Origin of the sequence: Enorma timonensis (assembly GCF_000321165.1) — a bacterium.
Lineage (GTDB): Bacteria > Actinomycetota > Coriobacteriia > Coriobacteriales > Coriobacteriaceae > Enorma.
Genome location: NZ_CAPF01000049.1, coordinates 1 through 19,826 on the forward strand (window position 1 = coordinate 1; position 19,826 = coordinate 19,826).

Below are 19,826 nucleotides of genomic sequence, written 5' to 3' on the forward strand. Positions count from 1 at the left end.
AAATGGCTCAGCGAGTCATTTGAACCCGTCCCCGTTGTCTCATGTCCTAAACCCCTAGGGTACGGATGGGAATGACGAACACCCCGTCGGCACGTCGATATGCTGCATCGCCGGCACCGACGATCACCGCCAGAAACGACGGAGCCTCAACGCGCTTCTGCGTGTCTCGGAGCAGTTTTTTCTGCAGCATCAGCAGGTTTTTCGCCCCCTCTTCCACCTTGCTATGACTCAGCTTTATCTCGCACGCGCCCCATCTGCCATCTGCAAGCTCGATAATCGCATCAACCTCCAGATTGGAGTCATCGCGATAGTAGCGAACGGGATGGTCTGAAGCCATGGGATGCGCAGAGGCATAGACGAGCAAATCGCGGATGACAAGGTTCTCGAACACCATGCCGAACGTCTGCCAATCTTGCAAAAGGCGCTCAGGGCTCATGCGCAAGAGCGCGACTCCAAGCGAGGGATCGGCAAAATAGCGCTTGGGAGACACGCGCATGCGCTGGGGCGAACGGGATGCCGGCACCCAGCCTTCGATGTCATCGACGAGGTAGATACCGGCAAGCAGGTCGAGATGGCGTGACACTTCCCGCTGTTCAGCATCGCGAACCTCGGTTTTCTTCTCATGGCCGAAGACATCTTGCGCAAGCGTCACGTTCGTCGCGCTCTGGCCGACGGTGCGGGCAAGCGAACGGCACAAGCGTTCGGCGATACGGGCATTTCCGCCAAGACGGGGAATGCTCTGCTCATACACTTGGGCAAGATACGAACGGACAATCACCTGGGCATCCTCTGGTGAGGCATCGGTAGCTTCAGGCCAGCCGCCACGGCAGACGAGCCGTGCAAGGCCATCGATGTCGGCCTTCGCTGACGCGTGTTCGAAGCGATCCTCGAAGAGTCCCGCCAAGCTCACCGCTCCGCTTGAATCGCCCGATTCCTGCAGCGTCATTGTATGCATCGAAATGCGCCCGATTCGACCGGCACCGCTATGGGCAACCTGTTCTTTTTCTGGCGTAGAGGATCCCGTGAGAATCCAAAGCCCGTGGATGCCGCCGGCATCGTCGACAGTGTGGCGCACGGTATCCCAGATGGCAGGCACGCGTTGCCACTCATCGATAAGGTGCGGCGACGCGCCTGCGAGCGCGAATGCAGGATCTGCCTGCGAGGCTTCCAGATTGCCGCCTCGATCTACATATGTCACGCTCTTCGCCTGAGTGAGCGCAGACCATGTTTTCCCACACCATTTCGTGCCGGAAACCTCCACAGCACCGAACAAGCGCAGATACCGCTCCATCTGCCGATCGACAATCCTCGGCCTATAACCCTCCGGCGTTAGCGTATCGGGCGCGCTTCCCATGCCCTCCATGTTCCCCATCCGTTCTCGATATTACACGGAATCTACCAGGTCATTCCAAGATTACGAATTATAGAGTACCATGATTACGAATAAACTTGCACCATAATTGCGAATGGAAATACACCAAGAATACGAATCGTTCTGAGACGCTGACAAGAGCTTGACGCCTCGCGCCAAACCCCACCTCGGGTGCACGCTGCCCTGAGTCATTGGGGACGGGTTCAAATGACTCGCTGAGTCAAATGAACCCGTCCCCAATGACTCACGTCCCCAATGACTCACCAATGACTCAGGGGCGGTGCTTGTGCAGGATGAGGGCCACCAGAGTCGCGCAGTACGCGAGCGCGAGCGCCCAGGCCAAGGGGTTCGCCAGGCAGATCATGAGGAAGCCGCCGCCGGCCACGGCCGCGAGGCTGCCCAGGCAGCGCCCGGCGAGCTCGCCCACGCCCGAGATGATCGCCTGCACGCTGTGGCCCATGCCCTGCAGGGTATTGCGGAACACCATGAGCGAGCCGTGCAGGATGAAGAAGCAGCTGATGACCGAGAGGTACTCGACGGCCTCGGACGTGATGGCGGGGCTGGCCCCGTCGCCGAGCACGAAGCCCACGAGCGCGCCCTTGAACAGGAAGATCGCGAGCCACGCCACGGCGCAGTACGCGAGCTGGATGCCGAGGGCGCTCCCGATGCCCGCGCGGATGCGGTCGAATCGCCGCGCGCCGTAGTTCTGCCCCGCGTAGGAGGCCACCGCCATGCCCACGCTCTCCATGGGCAGGGTGAAGAGCTGGCGGATCTTCTCGCCCGTGGTCTGCGCGGTCACGGTCACGGCGCCGAAGGAGTTGACGGCGCCCTGCATGGCGAGCGCGCCCACCGCCGAGACCGAGTACTCGAAGCCCATGGGCAGGCCGATCACGCAGAGCCGGCGCAGGTGCCGGCCGGACGGCGCCATCGCGGCGCGCTCGACGCGCACCCAGGGCACGCGCGAGAACGCCCACCAGCAGTTGAGCGCCACCGAGAGCAGCGTGCCGAGCACATCGCCCAGGGCAGAGCCCGCCACGCCCATGTCGAACGCGAGGATGAACACGAGGTCGAGCCCCACGTTCACCACGCACGAGATGGCAAGGAAGATGAAGGGGTGACGCGAGTCGCCCACCGCGCGCAGCACGGCGGCCGAGTAGTTGTAGAAGAGCGTGGCGGGGATGCCCGCGAACACGATCGCGATGTAGATGGTCGCCATGTCGAGCAGGTCGGCGGGGGTGCCCAGGAGCATGAGCAGCGGCCGCGCGGCCACGATCATGGCGACGGCGAGCACGATGCTCAAGACCGCGGATGCCCACGCGCCGTTCCACAGGTAGCGGCGGAACCCCTCCTCGTCATGCGCGCCGAAGCGCTGCGCCACGGGGATGCCGAACCCGATGCCCGCGCCCTGCGCGAAGCCGAGCACAAGGAAGTTGAGCGCGTACGTGGCGCCCACGGCGCCGAGCGCGTCCGGCCCCACGAAGCGGCCGACCACCACGGTATCGGCGAAGTTGTAGAGCTGCTGGACGAACGAGCCCAGCACAAGCGGCACGGAGAAGCGCAGAAGCTGCGTGAGCGGCCGCCCCGTCGTCAGGTCTGTGGTGACGTTCGGCATCGCGCTCCCCTGTGCCCGTCCCTCCCCGCGGGATGTCGAAAAACCCCTGGGGTATTTTTACATTACCGGGCGACGTCGGCGCCCGAGTGCAGGAACTGCTCGACCTCCGCGGCGGTGAAGCGGTTGCAGTCGCCCGCCACCGTGTGCTTGAGCGCGCCGGCCGCGCAGCCGAACTCGATGGTGCGCCGCGCATCCCAACCCGAGAGCACGCCGTGCAGCACGCCCGCGGCGAAGGCGTCGCCGCCGCCCACGCGGTCGACGATGGGCTCGATGCGGTGCGTGCGCGAGTGCGCGAGCGCGCCGCCGCGCGCCATAAGGTAGCCCGTGAGGTCGTTCGAGCTGCTCGAATGCACCGTGCGGCGCGTGGAGTACACGGTCTCCAGCAGCGGCGCGGCCTCGAACAGGCGCGTGTAGGCATCGGCGAGGGCATCCTCGTCCCACGCCGTGCGCTCGAGCCCCAGCGCGCCCTGCACGTCGCCGATCGCCGCGGAAAGGACGGAGATGTAGGGCAGCAGCTCGAGGAAGACCTCCATGCACGCATCCCAGCTCCAGAGCTTCGCGCGGAAGTTCACGTCGTAGCTCACGCGCACGCCGCGCTCGACCGCCCCGCGCACCACCTCGGGCGCGATGACGCGCCAGGTGGAAGAGACCGCCGGCGTCACGCCGGAGATGTGCAGCAGGTCGACGTCGCGGAAGAGCTCGTCCAGATCCCACGGGCAGGCGTCCACCGCGGCGAACGATGAGCCCGCGCGGTCATAGGTGGCCTGCGAGCCGCGGGCGCCCACGCCCTCCTCCAGGTAGTACGTCCCCAGGCGGGCGCCGCCGCGCAGCACGCGCGAGCAGTCGACCCCGAAGCGGGAGAGGTGCCGCACCGCGCCGTCGCCCAGCGCGTTCTCGGGCACCACGCTCGCAAAGGCGGCCTGATGCCCGAACTGCGCGAGCGATACCGCGACGTTCGCCTCCGCGCCGCCGTAATTCGCCGCGAGCACCGAGGCGTCCGCCAGCCGCACGCCGCCGCCCACGGAAAGCCGCAGCATGATCTCGCCGAGTGTCAGAACCCTTGCCATGAACCCGCCCCTTCTCCCCATGTAAAATTACCCCAGGGGTTTTTGACATACAACCGGGTGGCCCGGGCCGAGCCCAAGCCACCCGAATCGCGCAAAGCGCTCGCTACTCGAAGAAGCCGAAGTAGTCGTGTGCGTTGTTGTAGCAGATGTCCTCGACGATCTTGCCCAGGTACGCCTCGTCCTCGGGCACGCGGCCCTGCTCGACCCACTCGCCGATGGTGTGGCAGAGCACGCGGCGGAAGTACTCGTGGCGCGGGTAGCTCAAGAACGAACGGGAGTCCGTGAGCATGCCGGTGAAGTTGGCGATGAGGCTCTGCTCCGCCATCATGGTGAGCTGCTTCTTCATGCCGTCGAACTGGTCGTTCACCCACCAGGCGCATCCGAGCTGTAGCTTCTGCTTGCAGCCGCCCTGGAACGACTGCATGAGCGTCGAGAGGCCGAGCCAGTCGTTCTCGTTGAGCGAGTAGAGGATGGTGCGCGGCAGCGCGTCCTCGCGCTCGGCGGCGTCGAGGTAGCGCGCCATCTCGCTGGCGAGGCCGGGCTGGTCGCCGGCGGAATCGAAGCCCTTGTCGCGGCCGAGCGCCTCGAAGCCGCGGGTGTTGGCGTTGCGCAGGGCGTTCACGTGGAACTGGAACACCCAGTTGTGCTCGGCATAGAGGCGCATGAGCTCGAGGCAGAGCGCCGTCTGGTACTTGCACACGGCCACCTCGGGAAGCTCCTCGCCGGCGAGGCGGCGCGCCACGATGTCCTCGAGCTCCTCGGGCGTGGCGGGCACGAAGCGCACCACGTCGGTGCCGTGGTCGGCCAGGCGCCCGCCCACGCTGTGGAAGTAGTCCACGCGCTGCGCCGCGGCCTCGACGAGCCCGGCGAAGCTGTGCGCGTCAACGCCGGCGGCCTCGCCGATGCGGTCGCAGTACGCGGCGAAGTCGGGGCGGTCGATGCCCATGAGGCCGTCGGGACGGTAGGTGGGCAGCACCTTGAAGCCCAGGTCCTCGACCTCGGCGAGCTGCTTGTGGTAGGCCAGATCGTCCGCCGGGTCGTCGGTGGTGCAGAGCGCCTTCACGCCGGCGTTCTTGATGATCTGGCGCGGGCGGAAGTCATCGGAGGCGATGCGCTCGTTCGCGCGCTCCCAGATGCTCTGGGCGTTCTTCTCGCAGATGACGTCCTCGATGCCGAAGAAGCGGCGCAGCTCCAGGTGGCTCCACTCGAAGATGGGGTTGCCCGGCGCCTGCTCGACGGTCTTCACGAACGCAAGGAACTTCTCGTAATCGTCGCCGTCACCCGAGATGAGCTCCTCGGGCACGCCCGCCGCGCGCATGAGGCGCCACTTGTAGTGGTCACCGGCGCCGTCCTTGCAGATCCAGATCTCGGCGAGGTTGCCGAAGCTCTCGTTCTCCCAGATCTCCTTCGGGGAGAGGTGGCAGTGGTAGTCGATGATGGGCATGTGCTCCGCGTGGTCGTGATAGAGCTTCTTCGCCCAATCGGTCGTGAGCAGGAAATCGTCGTTGAGTAGCATGACCGCCTCCTTGAGACGGGCCTGGGACGGGAACCAAGCCCATCGGTACCTCCGCGGCTCCCAGTGAAGCCGACGCATCAAGCACCCGCCTGCATGCGCTGATCTTGCCACTAATATATCAGAAATGGGAAACGTCGCTGCAGGCTGGATGGCGGAAATACGCGAGCGGTAGCCCCCGACGGCGCAACGGCTCGACGGGGCGTCGAAGCGGGCCGCTACCGGACAGGCACGCGGTCGCGGCTTGCCCTACGCGTCCACGACCATCGTCCCGGCGAGCAGGTCGTGGAGCGCGCGGCCGTCGCGCCTGAAGGCGAAGAGCGCCACGCTCGCAAGCGTGATGGCGAAGCTCACCGCGTATGCCCACGTGGGCAGGACTGAACCGGTCGCGATCTCCACGAGCCCGCGGATCACCGTGCTCGTGCCCACCGCGGCGCCCTCGATGAGCATCATGCCCAGCACCTGGCGCACGGCGAGCGCCACAGGCGAGGCCTCGCCGCCGCCCACCGCGACAATCCGCACGCGGAGCAGGCGCTTCCCGAGCGTCTGACCCGCGCACGCCATGGGCACGACCGCGTAATATACGAGTCCCGCGAGCAGCCCGGCGATGCCCGCATACAGGCCGTAGGGCGCGGCGAAGGTCGAGATGAGCTGGTCGGTGACCTCGCGCCCCTGCATCGAGGCGACGAAGGCGATGGGCAGCGACGTGGCGAGCGCGCCCACGTACCAATCGAACGCGAACGCCGCGCCGCGCCGCCAGAACGTCGCGGGTGCCAGCACCTTTGCGCTGCTACCAGACCGTTTGCCCATCTCGTCCTCGCCTTTCATCGCACGCCCCGCGCAGGCCGGCGCGCGAGGCGCCTCCCGCGGGGCAGATCGTCCGTATGCCCTACCGAATGAACCCGAACGGGTGCTCCGGCAGGATGTAGTCGAGCAGGAACTGCTCCTCCTCGGGGATGCGGCCCACGCGGTTGCGCACGCCGTCGTTGGGGATGTCGCGCGTGGCGATCTGGATCTCGCCGCGGTAGTGCGCCATGTTGTCGTTCACCACGAGCACGTCGCCCTTCGTGAACACGGGCGCGTCGAACGCGCGCGGGGCGATCTGGCGCTCACGGAAGGACGAGCGCGACCACGAGGAGCGGATCATGTACGGCGACGGGTCGTGCCGCGCGGCGTGGTCGAAGTCGAACACGATCTCGCGCTCGGCCTCGGAGATGCCCTCATCGAGGTCGATGCGGCAGCGCACGCGCGTGAGGTCCACCGCGGCCATGGCGGCGAGCTCGTCCTCGGAGGCGAAGCAGTTGCCGATGATCACGTCGTCCACCAGCCCGCTCGCGATCACGTGGCGCACCTGCAGGTCGATGGGGCGGTGACGGTCGTCCTCGCAGGTGGGCAGGCCCGCGAACACCGGCCAGGGGCCGAAGGTGTCGGGCTGCTGGCTCGAGACGAACGCCGCGAGCGGCATGCTCAGATCCTTGTAGATCTTCGAGTAGCGCTCGGAGTACTCCTCGCAGAGCCCCGTGTAGGGCTCGGGGTAGAAGTTGTGGCACGCGACCATGTTCTTCGCGTTCGCGCCGCGCTCGATGAGGTTCGCGAGCGGGTGGTTATGGCTCGCGTTGAACTCGATGCCGATGCCGTAGGGGTTGCGCGTGAGCACGATGTTGCCCCGGTCGCCGAAGTGGCTGTCGAGGCGGATGATGTCCACGCCCATCTTCGCGAACGGCGCGATGTCGAACGGCGTGGCGCCCAGGCGCTCGAACACGGTCTCGTTCGTATCGACCGCGACCATGAAGCCCAGGTCGTGCGCATAGGAGATGAACGAGCCGAACTCCTCGACGGTCTCCTCCGCGCCCTTGTCCACCGAAAGCAGGCAGGTGAAGATGCGGGTGAAGCCGTGCGCCGCCGCGCGCTCCAGATACGCGCGGTCGGCCTCGGGGGTCGAGTGCTCGGGATAGACGGAGATACCTAGGCGACGCATGGGAACGCCCCTTTCAGAAATCGAAACCGTAGGGTTGTAGCAGGCCGGCGATGGCGCGGCAGCAGACGCGCTCGCCGCGTGCCGGCGCCAGCCGCGTGCCGGAGCCGGCAGGATGCCCAGGGGCGCCGGTGCCGGAAAGGAGACGGGCGGCACCGGCGGGCGCGGGACGGGGAGAGACTCCGCCCCGCGCCCTTCCCCTCAGTGCATTAGAGCGCGTCGAGGTCGAGTGAATCGAGGTCGAGGTCGTCGAGCTCGCTCGCGGCGTCCGCCTCCTGGGCGGCAGCCTCCTCGGCAAGGTACTGCTTGTCGAGCGTCTTGATGAACGGCAGGTACACGAACACGCCGATGATGATGAGCACCACCTGGAGCACCGCGCCCTGCCAGCCGGCGAGCAGGAAGCCGGAGAGGATGGCCGGCGTGGACCAGGTGAGGATCGGGCCGGTCGCGACGGGCACGAGGCCGGCGGCCATGACGGCCCAGGAGCCGAAGATGTTGATCATCGGGCACAGCAAAAACGGGATGAGCATGATGGGGTTGAGCACCATGGGCAGGCCGAACATGATGGGCTCGTTGATGTTGAAGATGCCGGGCGCGATGGAGAGGCGGCCGAGCATGGTGATGCGCTTGGACTTGCAGAAGAGCAGCATCGCGATCACGAGCGACAGCGTGGAGCCGGCGCCGCCGTACTTGGCGAAGCACGCCTGGAACTGGTGGTTGATGATGTTCGTCGCGGGCAGGCCGGCGGCGAGGGCGGCCGTGTTCTGCTCGGAGAGCGACAGCAGGATGGGCGCGTACACGGAGTCCGTGATGTTCGTGCCGTGGATGCCGAAGAACCAGAGGACGTGCGCGAAGAGGTACACGAAGGCCTGCGCGAACACGGTGCCGCCGAGGTTCTGCAGCGGGATCTGCAGGAAGCTGTAGATGAACGAGAAGGCGTCGCCCCAGGGCGTGAGCGCGAACACGAGGCGCAGCACGAGGGCCACGAAGATGGTCACGGTGCCGGGGATGAGCGCGGCGAAGGAGCGGGAGACCGAAGGCGGCGTGCCCTCGGGCATCTTGATGGTGGGGCCGTTCTTCACCATGAGGCCGTAGATCTTCACCGAGAGGAAGCCCATGACGATGGCGACGAACACGCCCTTGGAGCCCACCCAGCCGGTGGGGATGCTCGCCACGTTGAAGACCTCGATCGAGCCCTCGGGCGTGAACTCGGTGATCTGCGGCATGAGCATGATCCAGGCCACGAAGGAGATGAGGCCGGCGGCGATGCGGTCGGAGATCTTCTCGTGCTCGGCGAAGTTGTAGCCCACGAGGAACGCCACGAACATCGCGAGGAGCGACAGCGTGCACGCGGAGGGCACGTTGATGAGGTCGGACAGCGAGATCGACCCGAGCATCGTGGTCGTGAGGAAGTTCGTCCAGGCCTCGACCGGGAAGCTCTTGACGAGCGTGAACAGCGAGCCCGCGATGACGAGCGGCATGATGGTCGCGAACGTGTCGCGCAGCGTGAGCAGGTACTTGTTCTTGCCCACCACCGTCGCGAGCGGCATGAGCTTATCCTCGATGACGTCGAGGACCTTGGATGAGGAGCTCATATAGTATCCTTTCGTATAGTGCAAGGCGGTATGCGGAACCGATGTTGGCGCAACGACCTATGCCGCCTTGTGCTTCTTCAGCAGCAAGATCGCGTACTTGAGCACGCGCTCGCCGTTCAGGGTGCCGTAGTCGGCGGAGTCGATCACGCCCACGGGGGTCGTGGCGCCGTACTTCTCGTTCACCTCTTCGAAGTTGAAGCTCACCTGCGGACCGAGTAGGATCACATCCGGATGGTCGCTCTCGACCAGGTCGGAGATCTTGCCGGTGGGGAACGCCTCGACGTGGATGTCGAGCTTGTGGGCATCCGCCGCCTTCTGCATGTTCTGGGCGAGCATGCTCGTCGACATGCCGGCGCTGCAGAACAGGTAGATCTTGCGCGTCATCGTATCCTTCCTTTCTTCCTTTGCTTGCTGGATAAGCGGGTGCCTCGGCGCGCGTGTCCGCGCCGCGAGGCTATACCGCGCGCTCGCGCACGAGCGCGACGATCTGCTTCGCCAGGTCGATCGTGGTGATCGCGTTCATGAGATGGTCCTGGCCGTGCACCATGATGAGCGAGACGCCGTCGCTCTCGCCGCCGTTCAGGATCCGGCGGATCTCCTCGCTCTGGTGCTCGTGCGCCTCGACGATCGCCTTGTCCGCCTGGGCCATGAGCTCGTCGGCGCGGTCGAACGCGCCCGTGCGGGCGGCGGCGATGGCCTCGATCGCGCGGGCCTTGGCCTCGCCCGCCGGCACGATGAGCTTCATCACGATTTCCTCGTCCGTCATGCTTGTACCTCCCCTCGTGCATCCGATGCGGTCCCGACGCAGCCCATGACGTCCAGCAGGGTCTCGAAGCGCTGGTCGCCAAGCAGGCGCGATACGGCCGATGCGCTTCCCGCAAAGGAGAGCATGGCCTGGTAGAAATCATGGAGGTCCTCATCCGGGTCGTCCGATACGCACACGAGCAGCGCCACCCGGACGGGCTTGCCCGCCCAGTCGACCGGCTCGTCGAGGCAGGCCGCGCACACGAACGTGCGGCCCGTCACCGAGACGAGCGGGTGCGGCATGGCCACGAGGTTGCCGAACGAGGTGGGCGCGCTCTCCTCGCGCTGGCGCACGAGCTCCGCGACGTCGCCCGTGAGCGGCATGACGGAGGCGGCGCGCTCGCACAGGGCCGCGATGACCTCATCGCGCGTCGTGGCGGCGAGGTGCGGCATGAACAGGCGCGGGTCGAACCACTGCGACGCGCGGGCCGCGGCGCGCTCGGAGGCGTGGAAGAGCTCCTGGACGCCGGCGACGTCGCGGGCATCGAGGAAGTAGCCGACGGCGCGCACCGGCACGGGGACGGCCACGGGCAGGGGCACGGTGGTGAAGACGTAGTCGATCTGCGAGAAATCGGCGCCGGCGACCCGCGAGACGTCGCAGGTCTTGATGGTGCCGAGCTGCGGGCCGAACTCCTCGCGGCACCGCATGGCGAGCAGGCGCGCGCTGCCGCGGCCCGACGCGCACACGATCATGATGTTCTTGGGGCGCGACTGGCGGGCGCGGCGGCGTTCGAGCGCCAACGCGAACGCGAGGGCGAGGTAACCCGCCTCATCGTCGCTCACGGGGGAGCCATAGCGCTCGAACAGCACGCGCGCCGCTTCGAGGGCGCAGGCGAATGCGAAGGGATAGCGCGCCCGGATGTCGCCGAGGAGCGGGTTCTCGAGGCGCATGTGGTAGCGCAGGCGCACGGAGAGCGGCCCCAGGTGGCGCGCGAGGTTCATGTGCAGCTCGAGGTCGTCGCCGAGCCCCGTGCTGAAGGCGGTGTCGGCCGCGGCGATCATCTGGCCGGCGACCTCCCACGCCTCGTCCGAGACGGCCGCGCCCTCGGCGGACTCCGACGGGGAGTCGGGCAGCTGGACGCGCTTGCCGGCGAGGTGCACCGCGAGGTAGGCAACCTCGGGCTCCGGAACGGAGATCGTAAACGCGCGGGAGAGGTTCCCGGCGATCTCCTGGGCGACCTCCCACACCTGGTCGCGCTTGATGCGGTCGACGTCGATCACGTCCTCGGCGGCGTAGCGCCCGGAGCGGATGCGCGCCACCGCGATGGCGATGTGCACGAGGAGGTTCTGGTACGCGACGGAGTTCACGGTGAACCCGTGGCGCTCGACGGCCTCGTCGACGCAGGCGGCGATGCTCTCGAGGCGGAAGTTGTGCCGCACGACGCCGTCGCCCGACGCGCCGCGCTCGCTGCCCTCGGCGAGCTCATCCGCCTCGGCCAGCCGGTCGAGCGCATTGTTCGCCAGGCAGATGCGGCGCTTGACCTCGGTACCCTCGACGCGCACCCCATAGCGCGGGCGGCGCTCGAGCGTGAGGTCGAAGTGGGCGAGGTACTCCTCCACGCCCGTGAGGTCGTAGGCCACGGTGCGCCGCGAGCAGAAGAGGGTCTTGGCGAGCGCCTCGACCGTGACCCAGTCGTCGCGCGTGAGCAGGTCGTTCACCAGGAAGGAGATGCGGTCCTGACGCGTCTCGGGGATCTGCGGCCACAGCATCCCGCCGAAGCGGCGCCGCCACGCGACGAACGCGTCCTCGTCGTCCACGAGGAGCTTGAAGCCGTCGCGCTCCACGGCGATGCGCGCGCAGGGGCTGAGCGAGCGGTTCGCCACCTCGATGCTCGCGCGCACGTGGGCGGGGTCGCTCCCGAGCATGACCGCGAGCTCGCCCGCCGTCGCGCCGGGATGCGCATCGATGCAGTCCACCAAACGGCACTGCGCGTCGTCGAGCAATTCGGTCATCATGGAACCCCCCCTCATGACCCCATGGTACGGGAAGGAGCCCGCGCGATTCGTGCAAGTCTTCGCCCCCTCCCCCGCCCCGCGCGTTGCACGAATCCCCGCGCCCAGTGATAATTTGGTGTCAGTCACCTTTTTATCACCCACAGGTAGAAAAAATCCCCAGCCCCAAAAGGGCCAGGGATTGAAAACCAGTTCTCGCCTACGAGGAGTCGAGCACGTCACCGCTCTGTGCGGGGCGGCGGGTATTCCCCGATGCGAGTTCCGCAGCGAGCGAAGCGAGCGAGGACTGTCTGAAGCAGCGGGGAATACCCGCCGCCCCGCCCCAAGGCCCCTACTTGCTCGACTTCTCGATAGCCTCCCACATGCCGTTGATGTAGGCGATGCCGAGGGCGCGGTCGTAGAGGCCGTAGCCCGGGCGCCCGGTCTCGCCCCAGATCATGCGGCCATGGTCGGGGCGCATGAAGCCCTCGAAGCCGTTGTCGTGCAGGGCGCGCATCATCTTGTACATGTCGAGCGAGCCGCAGCAGCTGGGGTGCGGGGCCTCGTAGAAGTCCTTGTTGCCCGGCTCCTCGGGGTTGATGTACTTGATGTTGCGCATGTGCACGAAGTGGATGCGGCCGCGGCGCGTGAACTCGGCGAGGATGCTGTAGATGTCGTTGCCCGGCTCCTCGGCGATGGAGCCACAGCAGAGCGTGATGCCGTTGTAGGGCGTGTCCACGGCGTTGCAGAGCCAGTCGAGGTCCTCGCGGTTCTTGATGATGCGCGGCAGGCCGAACATGCTGTACGGCGGGTCGTCCGGGTGGATGGCCATCTTGACGTCGTACTCCTCGCACACGGGCATGATGGCCTTGAGGAAGTAGACGAGGTTCTCGCGCAGCTTCTCCTCGTCCACGTCCTTGTAGGCGTCGAGCAGGCTCTTCACCTGCGCCAGGCGCTCGGGCTCCCAGCCGGGGAGCGTGAAGTCGCCGGAGCCCTCGGCCACGGTGTCGATGATCTCCTGCGGGTCGTCCGGGATGTTCGCCTTCACGAACGCGAGCGTGGAGGAGCCGTCGGGCAGCTTGTAGTCGAGGTCGCTCTTCACCCAGTCGAAGACCGGCATGAAGTTGTAGCAGATGACCTTCACGCCCTCCTGGCCGAGGTTCTTGATGGTCTCCTTGTACGCCTCGATGTGCTCATCGCGCTTGGCGGTGCCGATCTTGATGTCATCCGAAACGTTCACGCTCTCGATGACCTTGAGGGTGAGGCCGTTCGCCTCGACCATCTCGCGCAGGGCGTGGATGCGCTCGCGCGGCCACACCTCGCCCACGGGGATGTCGAACAGCGTGCCCACGATGCCCGAGCAGCCGGGGATCTGGCGGATCTGCTCGAGGGTGATCTTCTCCTCGTTCGGTCCATACCAGCGGAATGTCAGCTCCATGATCTTCCTCTCATTTAGGGACGGGTTCAAAACGTTACTTTTTGCTACATTCGGGGACAGGCTTAGCCCGCGCCAGCCCCGTGCGGCTACGCGGCGAGATGGGCGTGCAGCGTCGCGCGGACGGCGCCGGGCGCGGCGTTGAGCTCGGCGAACATGCCCTCGATGCGATCGCCCAGGCCGGCCTCGTACAGGTCGCAGTCGAAGATCTCCGAATTGGAGAGGATCGGCTGCATGGTGGCGTGGATGGCCGCGGCGTCCGTCACGCCCAGCTCGATGCCGCCGTCGGCGAGGCGCTTCTGCAGCCCCGCGAGCAGCGGGTCGGGGCTCGGCGTGAAGGCGGCGCCCGTGTCGTCCACGGCCTCGAGGTAGCGCAGCCAGCCGGCGATCACGAGCGGGATGCCCACGAGCGAGCTCGTGCTCTTGCCCGCCGCGAGGTAGGCGTTGATGGTGTGGCCGTAGCGGATGGGCAGCTTCTGCGAGGTGTCCTGCGCGATGCGCTGCGGGGCATCAGGCAGGCTCGGGTTCGGCAGGCGATGCTCCACGAGCACGTCGATGAACTCCTTGGGGTCGATGACGCCGGGGTTCACGACCACGGGCATGCCCTCGTCGTAGCCGAGGCGCTTCACGAGCGCCACGAGGTCCTCGTCGCGCATCTCGTCGGCGATCTTCGTGTAGCCCAGCAGGCAGCCGTAGACGGCAAGACCGGTGTGCAGCGGGTTCAGGCAGGTGGTGACCTTCATGGTGTCGGCCTTGTCCACCGTCTCGCGATCCGTGAGGATCACGCCGCCGAGCTCGAGCGCGGGGCGGCCGTTGGGGAAGCTGTCCTCGACCACGAGGTAGTGCACCTGCTCGGTGTTCGCGAAGCCGGCGAAGTTCACCGGGCCGTTCGGGATGAGCGGCAGGTCGCTCCAGCCCTCGGCGGCCAGGCGCTGCGCCACGGCCTCGGCGGGGTTGGGGGTGATGCGGTCGATCATGGACCACGGGAAGCTCACGCGCGACTCGTCCGAGACGTACTCGATGAAGCCCTGACTCACGTGCCCGGCCTCGTACCAGCCGTTCGCGATGGTGAGCACGGCGTCGCGGAAGCGGCGGCCGTTCTGCGAGAAGTTGTCCGTCGAGACGAGGGCGATGGGCGCGGCACCCGCCTCGTAGCGGGCGAGCAGCAGCGCGGCCACGATGCCCATCGTGCTCGCCGCGGCCTCGGGGCCGTTCGCGATCTCGGCGGCGACGTAGCCGAAGAACTCGCCCGAGGGATCCTTGAGCGCGTAGCCCTTCTCGGTGATGGTGAACGACGCGAACTGCAGCTCGTCGCTCTCGAAATACTTCTGAACCTGGGCGTAGTCGTCCGGGCGCTTGGGGTTGCAGAAGAGCGAGGCCGCGGTGCTCGCGAGCACGCGCTCCTCGAGCGCACCGTCCTCGTGCATGATGACCTGCAGGATGTTCTCATCGTACGGGGCGTAGACCTCGTCGACGGTGAAGGGGCTGAAGGTCTCGACCACCACGACGCCGCGGTCGAGCCCGCCGGCGTCCATGACATCCTGGGCGATCTCGGCGTGGAAGGCGCGGTAGAGGTTGCCGCCGCCGAAGTGGATCCAAGCCGGCTGGCGCGCGCCGGCGGCACGCGTCGCGTCGACGTCGAACGAGGGGAGCTTCACCCCCATCTTCGTAAGCTCGTCGCGGGACAGTTGCCAATGCTTCAGCGAGACCATGCGAACAACTCCCATCATCCAGATCCCGGAACGACCACAGCGCGGTGAGGCAATGCGGATGCCTCCCGGCCGTCGCATCGCGTCGATACGCAGGGTACAGGTTCCTCTGTATCGAACCGATTTCTAATATATCAGATTGAGGGGAGCCCTATGCTGCAGTAACGTTTTTCCTGATAATGCTTCTGCGAACGGTCGATTTTCCGCGCTGAGTTGTACATTCAGCGTATCTGATATATCAGTCTGAGGTCCAGCGCGAGGTTCGGGCGCTCCGCGTAACGGCTCTATGGGAGCGGCCGTCGCGCCCGAACGAGCAGCCTGCGGCCGCTCCAAGACCCCTTCGCGACGCGCCGTGCTCGCGCGCATCCCCCGCCTCAGCTGGCACGGCGCGCGTCGAACTGATATAACAGAGGGTACGCGGGGAGGGGCTACCATACTCATGGCGCCGCACCCTCCGCGCCGCATCTATACAGCACGACCGCCGCCCGCACACGGCCCCAGAAAGGTGCCATCATGGCCGAAACCACCACCGAACAAGCCGGCTACCCGTCGCTCTCCTACGTCGCATACTATACGCTGCGCCGCGACATCATCTACTGCGACCTCACCCCCGGCCAGAAGCTCTCCGTCCGCGACCTCGAGGAGCAGTTCGGCCTCGGCCGCACGCCGGTGCGCGAGGCGCTCGTGCGCCTTTCCGAGCTCGGCCTCGTCTACACCATCCCGCAGAGCGGCACCTACGTTTCGCGCATCGACCTGCAGCGCGCCGAGGATGCCCGCTTCATGCGCGAGCACCTCGAGAGCAGCGTGATCATGGAATGCTGCGCGCGCCTCACCGACGAGGGCCGCGACTCGCTCGAGCACGTCATCGACCTGCAGGAACAGGCCGTGGCAAGCGGCGACGCGCGCGCGTTCTTCGAGCACGACAACGATTTCCACGAGCTCATCTTCAAGATCGCCGGCCGTCACACCGTATGGTCCACGCTGGAGGCGCACAACACGCATCTCCAGCGCTTCCGTTGGCTTCGCACGCAGGTCAAAGGCCTCGAGTGGGACACCATCATGAACCAGCACCACCAGATGCTCAAGGCCATCACGAGCCACGACCCCGAGGAAGCGAACTTCCTCTCCATCGCGCACGCGCACCTCATGTTCTCCGAGTACCTCGCCGTGACCGACGCCTTCCCCGACTACTTCGACCGCCTGTAACGCCGGGGGGGGCGCGGGCATGTGGCTTTCCCGCCTGCCCGCGCAGACGCGTGGCACGCGGCTTTCCCGCCTGCCCGCGAGAACGCGTGGCGCGCGACTTTTCCGCCTGTCCGCGCGAACACGCGGCGCGCGACTTTCCCGCCCGCCCGCGCGAAAAGCGTCGCATAAGTCGGGGATGAACCGCTTATACGCGATCCACCCCCGAGATATGCGACGCTTTCGGAATGCGAGCGAACGCCTAGCTATGTCTATTATCTATCTACGCGGCCGCCGCCTGCAGCGCCACGTACGCGGCGCCGTAGATGCCCGCGTCGTTGTTGAGCGACGCGATCTCGATGGGCTTGTCCGCCGTGACCGGGATGGCGTAGCGGCGGTAGCTCGCTTCGAGGCGCTCGAGGAAGAGGTCGGAGGAGTTCGAGGTGCCGCCGCCGAGCACGAACGCCTCGGGATCCACCACATTCGCGATCATCGAGAGCGCGCGGCCCAGGTAATCGCACATGATGTCGATGGCAGCCCACGCCGCCTCGTCGCCGTCCTTCGCCGCGGCGAACACGGAGCGCGAGTCGGACGGACCGTCGAGCGCGACGGGCTCGCGGTCGCGCTTCTCGCATTCCTCGAGGTAGCTCGTCACGATGCCCGTCGCGGAGGCGTACTGCTCGAGGTGACCCTTGCCGCCGCACCCGCAGACGCGCTCCTCGTCCGGGTTCATGCACAGGTGGCCGATCTCGCCGCCCGCGCCCGCCACGCCCGAGACCACATGGCCGTCGACGACGATGCCGCCGCCCACGCCCGTCCCGATGGTCACGAAGACGCAGCTCTTACGGCCGCGCGCCGCACCGGCCCACAGCTCGCCCATCGCGGCGGCGTTCGCATCGTTCTCGAACTTCACCGTAGCGTTGGGGCAGTGCCGCTGGAGCGCCGCCTCGAGGCCGGGCGCGTTGATCTGGATGTTCGCCTGCATGCGGATGACGCCGTCCGCCGGCACGGGGCACGGGATGGCGAGGCCGATGCCGTGCACCGCGTCGACCTCGGCGCTCGAGGCAGCGAGCACCTTCGAGATGCCGTCCGTCACCGCGGCGTAGCCGTCGGAATCGATGAGCGGAGGGGTGGGCACGCTGCCCCGCCCGATGAGCTCGCCGTCTTCGGTGAAAAGCCCCATCTTGACCGAGGTCCCGCCCACATCGAGGCCGATGAAGAGCTTGTCGTTCGCTGCCATATGCCCGTCCTTTCGTAATGCCCGCCGAGCGCCGGCGCGCCCGCGCGGTCGAATTCGCCACATCAGCTGCTATTGTGGCACGGCGCGGAACGGATGGCGCCGGAGATTCGGTAAGCGCGCCGGCGCGGCAGGGCGGAAAGCGGGACAATGATAAATGAACCAGAGGTATTCGAACCTTATTCCAAAAGATAGGATTCGCTCGGCTTCATCCCTCAAGACGTGCACACGCGCGCAGAAAGGAACGATACAGCTCATCTGAAGACTCGGCAGCGGCAAGATCATCGACAAACTTCGGGAAGCTGTCGCATAGCGTGATAAGTTCATCAACGATGCGACTATGACGAGAACCATCAACAGGCGCAATGACAAACATGACCTTGATGGGAACACGATGCTCTTGCCCCATGTCCACATCAAATGGGCGCTCGAACGTAACGAGCGACAACGAGAGCTCGTTATCAGGATCTGCATTCGCATGCGGCATGCAAAGTCCTGGGCAGATAACACCGAACTGTTGATAGCGCCGACTCAAGTCGAAGATTCCTTGCAGATATTCTTCGGTCATGGCTCCAGCTTGAAGCATGGGACCTGTTGCGAGACGCACAGCGCTCTCCCAATTTGGCGCCTGGATATGCGCACGGACGAAACGGCGCGGCACGCTATCCGCGAGACTCGGGAGCACATCTTCATGAGGGTGGCACTCGTTTTCTGGCTCAAGATTGCCATGCGTCATTCCCGCCTTATCAAAATACCGTTGCAGTCTTGAGCGCAGCTCTTCCGCATCCTGTATTTCCGAAGCCCCTTCGACAATCTCTAAAATGTCCGAAACAGGATCTGGACGCTCAAATCCACCATTTCGATCATGCAGGAACGCACCGATGCGACGTACATCAAGCCGTGTGAGCATGGGGCTCACGCGAATGATGGGGCGCGGTAATACGCGGTCTATGGCAACCGTCGTTAAAATGACATCAAAATCGGCACAGTCACATTCCCTCAGCTGGGAAGCCGAGATGCTCCTTACGATGCGCAACGCTGGAAAAGTACGCTTGAGGGCGCGTTCAAGAAATGCAACGGTTGCGATATTCGCGCCGCATACAAGCACAACGCGAAGAGAACGATCCATTTCGGGCGCCGTATTAAAACGCTCAAGCGCGGCCGCGAAATACAATACGATGTACGACAACTCCGCATCACTGATGTGAAGCCCCACCTGGTCACAGTATCGATCAATGACCGCCCGACAAATCTCGGCAGCATCGCGAAAACGCTCGGTTACTTCGAGCGGAGCAAGCTCGCCATATCCAATTCCAATCTCATTACGAGCAAGCATTGCATCGATATGGTTCTTAAGCGCTGCCATGAGCTCATGTTCAATGGTGAAATCGAATCCAAAATGAGCTGACATCGCTGTAATAAGCGCACCGTACACGCGCACTGCAAGTTCGCCTACAGGATAATCCCGCGACTGAGCACGGCCGGAGGCATCCAGAACCGCGGCGAGTACGTGCTGCTCGGATGTGCGAGCAGCATCGTCTAATGTTTCCCAAAGCCGTGAATCACCTTGTCGGAGCATTCGCTCAAGCAGCTCGCCCGCTGTTTGCATTGAGCGCGCCGGCAGACGGCAATCATCAGCACCAACAAAGCATCCCCGTGCGATACGCACCCGCATAATCGCGAGATAGTAGGAAACCATGATGAACGAATCGTCGGTAAGCTCCTCACCCTCCACCTCGGTCTGGCGATCGAGCGCGTCAATGGCATCGATGAAATCGTGTCGATCAAGCAAGCCGAAGAGCCCGGCCGCCTCTACCTCAGCTTCAGCAGTGGCAATGTGGCTCCACGAAAGCGGTGAAAGACCGACCTCCTCACGACAAAAATCAACCATAACAAGACGCCGCTGCATCTCATTTGCGCAAAGCCTAATACCCCGCTTTTGATGACGAGCGACGGTCAGCCCATGGTTCTTGAACCAACCCTCGACACCATCCATATCGCGCAGAATTGTGGACCTGCTTACATCGAAACGACTAGCAAGCTCGTCGAGGGTGCGCTCTTCTTCCCCAGTAAGAATGGCTGAAACAACGCTTCGCATACGCTCATCTGCGCTGAGAAATACGCCGGTAAGCGATCCTGCTTCATGAAGCACATCCCGCGCCCTTGGAAGGCTTTCGCGATCGATAAACACCCCGACCCCACGGCGACGAACGAGCAAGATATCGCGCCCGTGGCACCAAGTTTCCAGAGACTCGAGATCATAGCGTACCGTCCGCTCGCTCACATCAACGGATTGCGCAAGCGCCCGAAGCGTCATAGGCGAGCCGGCAGCCTCAACCAGCAATCGAAATTCCTGAAGGCAACGCCTGCTGATTGACACCAGCTCACCCATC

General features: G+C 65.3%; 15 protein-coding genes. 1 reads left to right on the forward strand and 14 read right to left on the reverse strand.

The window, feature by feature from the left end; all coding sequences use genetic code 11:
- Positions 1-46: 46 nt before the first annotated feature.
- The 12 genes from BN423_RS05405 to BN423_RS05460 all read right to left on the reverse strand — a co-directional run bounded on the left by BN423_RS05405 (position 47) and on the right by BN423_RS05460 (position 15,017).
- Positions 47-1,363 (reverse strand): ATP-binding protein, encoded by a 1,317-nt coding sequence (locus BN423_RS05405; RefSeq protein WP_026089015.1) that lies wholly within the window; start codon positions 1,361-1,363, stop codon positions 47-49.
- A 280-nt stretch (positions 1,364-1,643) separates the two neighbouring features.
- Positions 1,644-2,984 carry an MATE family efflux transporter gene (locus BN423_RS05410; protein ID WP_019239245.1) on the reverse strand — a complete coding sequence of 447 codons (1,341 nt, stop codon included), beginning with the start codon at positions 2,982-2,984 and terminating at the stop codon, positions 1,644-1,646.
- A gap of 62 nt (positions 2,985-3,046) precedes the next feature.
- Positions 3,047-4,051, reverse strand: a complete 1,005-nt coding sequence (locus tag BN423_RS05415) for a sugar kinase (protein WP_019239246.1) — start codon at positions 4,049-4,051, stop codon at positions 3,047-3,049.
- 103 nt (positions 4,052-4,154) lie between these two features.
- A complete protein-coding gene (uxaC, locus tag BN423_RS05420) occupies positions 4,155-5,567 on the reverse strand; it encodes a glucuronate isomerase (RefSeq protein WP_019239247.1) in 1,413 nt (470 codons plus the stop codon).
- Positions 5,568-5,813: 246 nt separating this feature from the next.
- Positions 5,814-6,374 carry an RDD family protein gene (locus BN423_RS05425; protein ID WP_232385512.1) on the reverse strand — a complete coding sequence of 187 codons (561 nt, stop codon included), beginning with the start codon at positions 6,372-6,374 and terminating at the stop codon, positions 5,814-5,816.
- A 79-nt stretch (positions 6,375-6,453) separates the two neighbouring features.
- Positions 6,454-7,542, reverse strand: coding sequence for a DUF871 domain-containing protein (locus BN423_RS05430; protein ID WP_019239249.1), 1,089 nt, complete (start codon positions 7,540-7,542; stop codon positions 6,454-6,456).
- 206 nt (positions 7,543-7,748) lie between these two features.
- A complete protein-coding gene (locus BN423_RS05435) occupies positions 7,749-9,134 on the reverse strand; it encodes a PTS sugar transporter subunit IIC (RefSeq protein WP_019239250.1) in 1,386 nt (461 codons plus the stop codon).
- Positions 9,135-9,191: 57 nt separating this feature from the next.
- Positions 9,192-9,518: a PTS sugar transporter subunit IIB gene (locus BN423_RS05440; protein WP_019239251.1), complete on the reverse strand. Its 327-nt coding sequence runs from the start codon at positions 9,516-9,518 to the stop codon at positions 9,192-9,194.
- Between the two features lie 70 nt (positions 9,519-9,588).
- The gene (locus tag BN423_RS05445) at positions 9,589-9,900 is read right to left on the reverse strand and encodes a PTS lactose/cellobiose transporter subunit IIA (RefSeq protein WP_019239252.1); all 312 of its coding nucleotides are present in this window, start codon (positions 9,898-9,900) and stop codon (positions 9,589-9,591) included.
- Complete coding sequence (locus tag BN423_RS05450; RefSeq protein WP_019239253.1) at positions 9,897-11,894, reverse strand: BglG family transcription antiterminator; 1,998 nt, start codon at positions 11,892-11,894, stop codon at positions 9,897-9,899. Before BN423_RS05450 ends, BN423_RS05445 begins: the two co-directional genes overlap by 4 nt.
- Before the next feature lie 328 nt (positions 11,895-12,222).
- On the reverse strand, positions 12,223-13,308 hold the full coding sequence (uxuA, locus tag BN423_RS05455; protein ID WP_019239254.1) for a mannonate dehydratase: 1,086 nt from the start codon (positions 13,306-13,308) through the stop codon (positions 12,223-12,225).
- 86 nt (positions 13,309-13,394) lie between these two features.
- Positions 13,395-15,017: a mannitol dehydrogenase family protein gene (locus tag BN423_RS05460; RefSeq protein WP_019239255.1), complete on the reverse strand. Its 1,623-nt coding sequence runs from the start codon at positions 15,015-15,017 to the stop codon at positions 13,395-13,397.
- Between the two features lie 510 nt (positions 15,018-15,527).
- Here BN423_RS05460 and BN423_RS05465 point away from each other — a divergent pair.
- Positions 15,528-16,220, forward strand: a complete 693-nt coding sequence (locus tag BN423_RS05465) for a GntR family transcriptional regulator (protein WP_019239256.1) — start codon at positions 15,528-15,530, stop codon at positions 16,218-16,220.
- A 259-nt stretch (positions 16,221-16,479) separates the two neighbouring features.
- Here the strand turns inward: BN423_RS05465 and BN423_RS05470 are convergent, their stop codons facing one another.
- Positions 16,480-17,436 carry an ROK family protein gene (locus BN423_RS05470; protein WP_019239257.1) on the reverse strand — a complete coding sequence of 319 codons (957 nt, stop codon included), beginning with the start codon at positions 17,434-17,436 and terminating at the stop codon, positions 16,480-16,482.
- 205 nt (positions 17,437-17,641) lie between these two features.
- Positions 17,642-19,825, reverse strand: a complete 2,184-nt coding sequence (locus BN423_RS11195) for a BglG family transcription antiterminator (RefSeq protein WP_026089016.1) — start codon at positions 19,823-19,825, stop codon at positions 17,642-17,644.
- Position 19,826 lies beyond the last annotated feature (1 nt).